Genomic DNA, 7,603 nt, shown 5'->3' on the forward strand with positions numbered 1-7,603 from the left:
CTCATTCGCTATATCCTCTGCATATTTCTCTTGAAGAGTGTATACATAAGCGGATTCCGCGCTAAAATCACATTCAATATTATGTTCGTTTACAATCGACCGGTACATTTGTATTGCGGTTTGATTGGCGTCAGCATACTGTTGGGCAAATTCTTCGCTTATTTGTTTTATTTTATTATATATTAGGCCATGCTGGGAAGTTATTTTCGCGGTGGTATGTCCAGTAGCACCTTGTAAAATGCGATCCGCTTCGATAATTGCTGTTTTTACCCCTTCTCTATTTAGCCAATATGCGCATAATATACCGGTTATGCCGCCACCTACAATTGCCACATCAACCTTTATATCCTTTTCCAAGGTAGGATAATTGGTAGTGGTGGTTGAAGCTATCCAATACGGTTGGGGTGGTTTTGTAAAATATTCTTTGGTACTTTTATTCATAACGATTCCTCCCTATGGCCCTGTCATAAATTCATAGCATTATTCTGCGCATAATAACAATGTAATATCCGTATGAATTTAAAGAAAAAAGGGATAGGCTATATAACCTATCCCCTTGGTGGAATATAAACGACAATGGATAGTAGATAATCTCGTAATCCAATTCACGTACCTACCATAATCAGCATACGATTAATATGTAAATACAGTCCTGGACATTTCCGCATCTTATATAACAACTAATTTTTTAAATTTGACAAAAAGGGGACATTGGCTATGACAAGCAAAGAAAAATTAAACCTTCTGGAAGAACTGTTAGACATCGGAAAGGATACCCTCAGTGAGGATATAGAGCTGAAAAATCTCAACGAATGGGATTCTTTGGCCGCTATTGCCGTCATTGCAATGTTTGACGACGAATTCGGCAAAATTATCACATCCGATGTAGTAAAGGGTTTTGTTACCGTAAAAGACATCATGGATAAAATGGAATGAGGTGAACTTTTTTGGCGGTAGGGATATTGAATAACGTGGAAATTAAGGGCATTGCGTGTGCGGTGCCCGACAACGTAAGAAAAAGTGAAGAATACAATGACGTATTTGGCGCAGAAAGTGTCCGGAAGTTTATCAAAATGACAGGCATAAAAAAAAGATATGTTGCTTGGGAAGAGCAATGCGCTTCCGATTTATGTTATGCAGCGGCAAAAAAACTGATTAATAAATTGGCATGGGAGCCTTCTTCCATTGATGCCTTGATTCTTATTACGCAAACGCCGGATTATGCAATACCGGCAACAGCCTGTGTCCTTCAGCACCGGTTGGGACTTTCTGAAGACTGTATCGCTTTTGACGTTAACCTCGGATGCTCAGCCTATGTTTACGGAGTATGGCTTGCCGCGACAATGATTTCAACACAAGGCATAAACAGGGTTCTTCTGCTTGTCGGAGACACCAGCAACTATGGAATAAACCAAAACGACAGTGCTACAGCCATGATCTTCGGTGATGGAGGTTCAGCAACGGCTTTGGAAAGAACCGAAGGGAAAAGTCTGAAGTACTTCCTGAAAACCAAGGGCAGTGGTTTCAAGCATATTATTGTCCCCGCAGGACATGCCAGGAGCAGAAGTAAAACAAATCTGGAAAGCACGGAATATTTATTGGCTATGAGCGGTTCAGATATTTTTACCTTCAGTATCACAGATATCCCCCGGACCCTTAAAAGCTTCATGTCCCAATACTACATTGACAAGGACGATGTGGACATGTACGTATTCCACCAGGCCAACCTTTTTATTCTGAAGCATCTGTCAAAGAAGCTAGGTATACCAATGGAAAAAGTGGCTGTATCCATCGACAGGTACGGAAATACAAGCGGAGAATCCATACCGCTGACACTGGTAGACGCTTTGGGAAATGAGGAGTCAAAAGAGCCGATAAAACTCTTACTGTGCGGATTCGGCGTAGGATTATCCTGGGGTGGAATTTATCTCGAAATGGACAGATCCGTCTGCCTGCCAATGATCTACACCAACGACTATTTTACAGAAAGCTGAGAATCAATTATGAATCCAATGAATTTAAACGGCAAAAACTTTATGGTAACCGGTGCCTCTTCCGGCATTGGCAAAAGCATCGCCTTATTCTTGAGCAAAATGGGTGCCAATGTCATTATGGTGGCTAGGGATGAAGAAAGGCTCAAAGGAGTCCTCAATGAACTCGAGCCCGGCAATCACTCCTACTTTTTGTTGGATCTGAGCGATCCTACCGGAATAGGAAACATGATGGACAATATATGCAGCGGAGGTTTAAAGCTTAACGGCCTTGTCCATTCGGCCGGCTTATCAAGGACAGTGCCTATGCAATACTTGAAACTGGAAGATTTGAAAACTATCATGACTGTTAACTTCTATTCCTTCATCGAGCTTGCCAAACAATTTTCCAGGCGGAAGAATAATGATAACGGGGGAAGCATAGTAGCCATATCGTCTATTTCAAGCAAGGTCGGCGCAAGGGGCTTGACCGCATATTGCGCAAGCAAGGGGGCCTTGGACAGCGCCATTAAGTCAATGGCACTGGAACTTGCGCCAAAGGGGATAAGAATAAACTCGATAGCACCAGGCATGATTAGGACCCAGATCTATGACGGTCTTAAAGAAATTGTTAATAACAATAATTTCGAGGAAGACCTTAAAAAGAGGCAGATAATGGGTATCGGGGAACCGGAGGATGTGGCCTATACAGCCGCATTTTTATTAAGTGTTGCATCAAGATTCATAACCGGGACATCAATTATAGTTGATGGGGGATATCTGGCCCATTAAGCCTGAAGCATGGGTCACTATTCCCCTAAAATCCGGCGTTGTATGAAATTCGTGTACACCTCGCCGCGCCGGAAAAACACATTATCCAGCACCTTGAGATGAAACGGAATCGTCGTATGCACACCTTCGATTTCAAACTCCAGCAGTGCCCGCTTCATCCGGTTAATCACCTCATCACGGTCCCGGCCCCAGACGATCAGCTTACCGATCATCGAGTCATAGAACGGAGGTATACTGTAGCCCGCATAGGCTATGCTGTCAATCCGTACACCCGGTCCGCCGGGGGGATGGTACCTTGTGATTGTTCACGGACTAGGCATAAAATTCTTAGCCGGGTTTTCGGCATTGATCCGGCACTCCATGGCCCAGCCGTTGATCTTAATATCGGACTGAGTATAGCCGAGCTTCTCGCCGGCCGCCACTCTTATTTGCTCCTTGATCAGGTCAATACCGGTGATCAGCTCTGTAACCGGGTGCTCAACCTGAATCCTGGTATTCATTTCGATGAAGTAGTAATTGTTGTGTTTATCCAAGAGAAACTCAACCGTCCCGGCCCCGGAGTAATTAACCGCCTTAGCGGCCTTAACCGCATCTGCGCCCATTTCCGCCCTTAGCTGTTCATTTAAAGCGGTGGAGGGAGCTTCTTCAATTAGCTTTTGGTTCCGCCGCTGCAAAGAGCAGTCCCGTTCACCAAGGTACACAACATTACCATAATCGTCCGCCATCAGCTGGAACTCGATGTGGCGCGGCTCTTCAACGTACTTTTCCAAATAAACTTCAGCGTTGCCAAAATATTGCTCAGCCTCTGTCTTGGTGGTTTGCATGGCCTTTAACAGTTCACCCTCGTTTTGGGCAATGCGCACCCCTTTGCCGCCCCCGCCTGCCGAAGCTTTAATCATCACCGGGTAGCCGATCTTCCTGGCGATTTCAATCGCATCTTCCGGCTTTTTCACAACACCTTCGGAGCCCGGCAAAACCGGCACACCGGCGGCGATCATGGTTTTTCGGGCGGTAGCTTTGTCCCCCATGCCCTTGATAGCACTGGCCTTGGGTCCAATGAATTTAACATGACAAGCTTCACAAATTTCCGCAAAGCGAGCATTCTCAGCTAAGAAGCCATAGCCGGGATGGATGGCATCAGCACCGGAAATTTCCACAGCACTGATGATACTGGGAATGTGCAAATAGCTTTGGGCTGGAGCAGCAGGTCCAATACAAATAGCCTCGTCCGCTTCCCGCACAGGCAAGGAAGCGCTGTCTACTTTGGAATACACAACTACGCTGGTAATCCCCATTTCCCGGCAAGCCCGGATAATCCGAAGGGCAATTTCCCCCCGGTTAGCAATCAAAATCCTTGTGAACATGTTCAGTGTACCTTCCTACTGCTTTTCGATCAGGAACAGAGTCTGTCCGTACTCTACTGCTTGCCCGTTTATAACCGGAATTTCCACGATCTTGCCGGCAACCTCAGCTTCAACCTCATTTTTCAGTTTCAATGCTTCCACAATGCACATTGGCTGGCCAACCTGGACGGTTGCACCGACTTCCACATACGGTGGAGCATCAGGTGCCGGAGCCCGGTAAAAAGTACCGACTAGGGGAGCGGTCACCGGAATAAGATTAGTGTTCGTGGGAGCTAGCCCTTTTTCCGCAAGCCTTGCTTCCGCAGTAGCGACTGCTGCATAAGCATCGGCAGCATGAGCTCCGGCAGCATAAGCTCCGGTTTTCTTAATGTTGATCCGGATACCTTCGATCTGGAGGTTGAGCTCGGCGATTTCATTAGCACCTAGCATTTTTATCAATTCCTGGAGTTCTTTTAGGCTCATTTTCGAATCACCTTCGGCAACCGTTGCTTGCAGCCTTCCAGCATTTCGAGTTTTATATTGTTCAGCAGCTTTTCCACATCAGAAGAAAGAACCGTATTTTCAAAAAACCCCGCAGCCAGTGTCATTATACCGTTATAGGTGTTAGCTACCAGCAGCAGTCCAGGCGCACTGACAATCGGAGGAATAATATAATAATCAGAAACTTTTACATCACCCATTTTTATTAATTGTTTTGACAGGGTTCCAATATTGGATAGTGAGGCTATACATCTGTTGCCCCGGTAAACAGGACATTTTGCTCTGTTTTCACCTATTTTTGATGCCTGGTAATAAGCGAGAACTTCCTTAAAGCGGATCTTTTCCAGGCGTTCCAGGCCAATAGCACTTTGCAAACCGGGATAGCCCCTTTTAATATCATTCATCATATAACCGACCCTGGACAGCGTTTCCCCAAAAGACTCGTTTTCTATCATGGAAAGCGAGGTATTCACCGAGCCGGAGAAATTGCGTAAGGCTTCCGTCTTATTATCAGGTAAATATCGCCGTAAATCGATAGTGAGATTTATCCCCATTGGTACGCCGTATACCGGCTGCCCCATTTTAAGCATAGCTCTGTAATACGCCGCAAGAACCATGTCATTTATCGTGGCTCCCCTGGATTTTGCATATCTATTTATAACATCCACGTGGTCCCGTGAAATCCTACAGATAGCAATGCGGGTAGTGCCGGATGTACCCTGCTGCCATGGAAATGCCCATGTTGGTATAAGAATATCCGACCCTGGAATCCACAAAGAGTCCGGATCCGTTATTCCAAGGCATTTGAACAGTCTGTCCTGATCCCTTCTTCCTCTTTTTGACGGTATCGGTACAAAGGCCTCCTCGGAGCCGTCAAGCCTCGAATATATGGCCGAGACCAACTGGACATACTCCTTGATTCCCGTCCCATCACAGCAGGCGTGGTTAACTTTTATTCCCAGAGTATCACATTCATGGGACCGGATCAGCTTTACTTTTACCTTGGGGTCATCATCCATATCTAAAGGGCTTTCTAAAAACCGCTGAACAGCCGCATTGGCATCCAGGACTTCCTCGAGGGAACAAAACATCACTTCATCAATGTTCTCCAGCCGTTTCCAGTATGGCGGATTCCCTTCAACGAACCTGCATCCCAAAACAGGCTCTGTATCAACTGAAAGCCTTACTGCTTTAACCAGCCTGTCAAAATCCAATCTTCCATCGAGCCTCAAGATCGCTTGAGAATGAAAATTTCCCATTCCGTAACGGGCAACATAATTATATATGTCGTGTCCGTTTGCCGGCAGGACATCCGGACTATCCGGAATCTTCCCTATTCCGGGCTTACTGATGTCCAGGTACTTCTCAAAGGCCTTGCCCAGTTCCTTATAATAGCTCACCATATAATGGGGCATATTCGCGTAGAATTTATAATAATTCTCCAAATCGAATAAGGGGAGCATTGCTTCAAAAGATTTTTCTACTTTAGTATCCTCGAATTTAATTTTGATCTCCATATTTTTCAGTCCCTTCAAAACAAATTAAGGTAAGGCTTTTAACCGCTCATCAATAATCCCCATTAGCCATTTTTCTTCTCCCGGTATCCTGCTCCCCAGCCTGGCCGCCGCCACCGGAAGCATCCAGGCATCGAGATTCTCCAGCTTAGCCTTTGAAGCTCTTCTATACTCATTCAAATAAAACTGGCAGGTCATCCATTTGGGGAAAGCAGACAGGGTACCTATAATATCGGGAATTCCGGGAGGTACCGCCGGTGAATTGATGATTAGACAGGTCCTAGCAACATCTCCTGTAGGGTCTCCCCTGTACGCACCGCCCCAATCGATGGCAACAAGCTTATCGTTGGCGACAATTATATTGCCCAGATATAAATCTCCATGGCAAATGCTGTCCCCTTCCGGTAAGGTATCTAAATAGTCGATAATTTTTTCTGCCTTATCTCCTATAATTTCAGAAGAAAGTGCAATTGCTTGCGAGATTTTTTCCTTTTGCGATGGTATCCCTTCAGTGGAGTATTTATGAATTTTGTATTGAAATCTTGCCAATTCTTGTACAAGGCTGTGAAACCGCCAAGGTTCCTTTTCAAGAATAGCCTGCATTGATTTGCCAAAAATCCTTTGAAGTATTATCCCTTTTCGACCGTCCATCTCTACCCTATCGAAAACAGCAGGAGAAGGCACACCGGCTTCGTGTATCTTCCGCCCGATTGCTTCCTCCCGCCTTATCCATTCCTCACGGTAACCTTCCTTGTAAAGCTTTAATACTTCATCCTGTCCCCACTTATATACGTCGGCAGTCATTCCTTTACCCAGCAGCTCTCTCTTTTCCATAATCATCTTCCTCCCCAAACGATTATTAGACTGCTTCATTGTCCTGGGCTATCCGGTGCCGCAAAACTCGGAAAACTGCCTGAGTCGCTGGTAAATTTCGGGAGCTTCCTTTTCAATATTAATTGGTTCAATCCTGTCGTTTGTCCAAGCGTGAACTGTCTTTCCCGTAGCAAGAAGCCTCCCTTTTTTCTTTTCAAGCACTTCATATTCAAACATTAACTTGACACTGGACAGATGAGATATTCTTGTAATGACTGTTAGCTCATCACCAGGCCTTGCAGGACTTTTAAATCTGCATTCCATTTGGGTAAGCGGAAGGTGAAAGCCCCTGCCGCCAATTTGAGAATTGGAAGCTCCCGCCTTCCTTAAATAATCCCTTCTACCTTTTTCGAACCAAAGCGGATAGATCGAATGGTGGACAATGCCCATTCCGTCAATTTCGGTATATTTAACATGGACAATTGTTTCTATTACCATTACCTTATTCATCCTCGCCTTTGTGGGATTTACCTGTTTTTGCGTACTTTTCTGCGCACTCTGCACATTCTTCAAGATAATTGGTAAAGCTTGTATAAGTGAGTTTGAACAAATCCTTAAAGAATTCCGGATTTGGCCTTGGAACCTCAATTGAGACTTCACCGAATTTGAT

Annotated in this window: 8 protein-coding genes and 1 pseudogene; 3 read left to right on the forward strand and 6 right to left on the reverse strand. The window is 45.2% G+C overall.

Going from position 1 to position 7,603, the window contains the following annotated elements; all coding sequences use genetic code 11:
- Positions 1-441: NAD(P)/FAD-dependent oxidoreductase (locus AC1U9U_RS14290; protein WP_479961225.1), on the reverse strand; the 441-nt coding region annotated here is incomplete at its 3' end.
- Positions 442-717: 276 nt separating this feature from the next.
- On the opposite strand from AC1U9U_RS14290, the gene AC1U9U_RS14295 reads away from it, so the two are divergent.
- The 3 genes from AC1U9U_RS14295 to AC1U9U_RS14305 are packed head-to-tail and all read left to right on the forward strand — an operon-like array spanning position 718 to position 2,762.
- Positions 718-936, forward strand: a complete 219-nt coding sequence (locus AC1U9U_RS14295; protein ID WP_479961226.1) for a phosphopantetheine-binding protein — start codon at positions 718-720, stop codon at positions 934-936.
- Positions 937-971: 35 nt separating this feature from the next.
- Positions 972-1,994, forward strand: a complete 1,023-nt coding sequence (locus AC1U9U_RS14300) for a 3-oxoacyl-ACP synthase III family protein (RefSeq protein WP_479961231.1) — start codon at positions 972-974, stop codon at positions 1,992-1,994.
- Between the two features lie 42 nt (positions 1,995-2,036).
- Positions 2,037-2,762 (forward strand): SDR family NAD(P)-dependent oxidoreductase, encoded by a 726-nt coding sequence (locus AC1U9U_RS14305; protein WP_479961232.1) that lies wholly within the window; start codon positions 2,037-2,039, stop codon positions 2,760-2,762.
- A 17-nt stretch (positions 2,763-2,779) separates the two neighbouring features.
- On the opposite strand, the pseudogene accC reads toward AC1U9U_RS14305, so the two are convergent.
- From accC to AC1U9U_RS14330, 5 genes and pseudogenes are all read right to left on the reverse strand, one after another.
- Positions 2,780-4,126: pseudogene (accC, locus tag AC1U9U_RS14310) on the reverse strand (acetyl-CoA carboxylase biotin carboxylase subunit).
- Between the two features lie 15 nt (positions 4,127-4,141).
- The gene (accB, locus tag AC1U9U_RS14315; RefSeq protein WP_479961227.1) at positions 4,142-4,588 is read right to left on the reverse strand and encodes an acetyl-CoA carboxylase biotin carboxyl carrier protein; all 447 of its coding nucleotides are present in this window, start codon (positions 4,586-4,588) and stop codon (positions 4,142-4,144) included.
- Positions 4,585-6,123, reverse strand: a complete 1,539-nt coding sequence (locus tag AC1U9U_RS14320; RefSeq protein ID WP_479961228.1) for a condensation domain-containing protein — start codon at positions 6,121-6,123, stop codon at positions 4,585-4,587. The genes accB and AC1U9U_RS14320 overlap by 4 nt, the downstream gene beginning before the upstream one ends.
- 24 nt (positions 6,124-6,147) lie before the next feature.
- On the reverse strand, positions 6,148-6,954 hold the full coding sequence (locus AC1U9U_RS14325) for a phosphotransferase family protein (RefSeq protein ID WP_479961229.1): 807 nt from the start codon (positions 6,952-6,954) through the stop codon (positions 6,148-6,150).
- A gap of 48 nt (positions 6,955-7,002) precedes the next feature.
- Positions 7,003-7,443, reverse strand: a complete 441-nt coding sequence (locus tag AC1U9U_RS14330) for an acyl-CoA thioesterase (RefSeq protein WP_479961230.1) — start codon at positions 7,441-7,443, stop codon at positions 7,003-7,005.
- Between the last annotated feature and the right edge of the window lie 160 nt (positions 7,444-7,603).

It is taken from the genome of Desulfitobacterium sp. (assembly GCF_982384815.1).

Bases quoted from the DNA above. Each gene is read 5' to 3' on its own strand.
- AC1U9U_RS14295 (WP_479961226.1), top strand. From the start codon at position 718: ATGACAAGCAAAGAAAAATTAAACCTTCTGGAAGAACTGTTAGACATC.
- AC1U9U_RS14305 (WP_479961232.1), top strand. From the start codon at position 2,037: ATGGTAACCGGTGCCTCTTCCGGCATTGGCAAAAGCATCGCCTTATTC.
- accB (WP_479961227.1), bottom strand. From the start codon at position 4,588: ATGAGCCTAAAAGAACTCCAGGAATTGATAAAAATGCTAGGTGCTAAT.
- AC1U9U_RS14320 (WP_479961228.1), bottom strand. From the start codon at position 6,123: ATGGAGATCAAAATTAAATTCGAGGATACTAAAGTAGAAAAATCTTTT.
- AC1U9U_RS14325 (WP_479961229.1), bottom strand. From the start codon at position 6,954: ATGGAAAAGAGAGAGCTGCTGGGTAAAGGAATGACTGCCGACGTATAT.
- AC1U9U_RS14330 (WP_479961230.1), bottom strand. From the start codon at position 7,443: ATGAATAAGGTAATGGTAATAGAAACAATTGTCCATGTTAAATATACC.